We start from the raw sequence: 512 nt of genomic DNA, 5'->3' as shown, positions 1-512 counted from the left end.
ATCGTGTATCCTGTCATATTGAACTACCACATAGAGGAGAAATTTGATAAGCGACATATTGTTTTATCAAATCTAAGGTTTTTCGCTCAGCTTCTATTGATGAAGTCTTACAATCTCTTACTCTCTGAGTTAGACCTGTTTGTCCATGAACCTATCTTCACCACTCATACAGTGTATTTAGAATTTCATCTGATTGATGGATTGCTATTGGCTCGGCTTCTGCAATGATAATTTAGGTCTTTATATGTTATAATTGTAGCTATATCAATAATTGCGCATCTATCAACATTTCAAACGGCCATTTAAACGTCAGTACAGACCAAGTTATCAGTAGATTGCATTTGCTTAATACGTGTCTCTTGCTACATAGGTCGAAGTACTAGCGTCAGAGTTTAGGGTATCACCGGGTTATACAAAAAGTGGCACTCTAAACACCGCACAAGTAGATAGTGTGGCTGGTGTGCCACCTGCGGCTGAAGTATCACCTCCAAGACCTGGATCTGTCTCAATAA

2 protein-coding genes and 1 pseudogene are annotated in these 512 nt (G+C 38.9%); 1 reads left to right on the top strand and 2 read right to left on the bottom strand.

What is annotated here, in order from left to right:
* Positions 1–16: 16 nt before the first annotated feature.
* Positions 17–290, bottom strand: a pseudogene (locus FQ699_RS09985) (exonuclease domain-containing protein); the annotation flags it as partial.
* Here FQ699_RS09985 and cas5 point away from each other — a divergent pair.
* A complete protein-coding gene (cas5, locus tag FQ699_RS09980; protein ID WP_146422132.1) occupies positions 272–334 on the top strand; it encodes a CRISPR-associated protein Cas5 in 63 nt (20 codons plus the stop codon). The pseudogene FQ699_RS09985 and the gene cas5 overlap by 19 nt on opposite strands.
* 74 nt (positions 335–408) lie before the next feature.
* Here cas5 and FQ699_RS09635 read toward each other — a convergent pair whose 3' ends face one another.
* Positions 409–510: a hypothetical protein gene (locus FQ699_RS09635; RefSeq protein WP_371705099.1), complete on the bottom strand. Its 102-nt coding sequence runs from the start codon at positions 508–510 to the stop codon at positions 409–411.
* Positions 511–512 lie beyond the last annotated feature (2 nt).

The sequence above is a fragment of the Francisella salimarina genome (assembly GCF_007923265.1).
In the GTDB taxonomy this organism is placed as follows: domain Bacteria; phylum Pseudomonadota; class Gammaproteobacteria; order Francisellales; family Francisellaceae; genus Francisella; species Francisella salimarina.
Note: the sequence above shows the minus strand (reverse complement) of the source record. Positions and strands in the feature narration are given on the sequence as shown.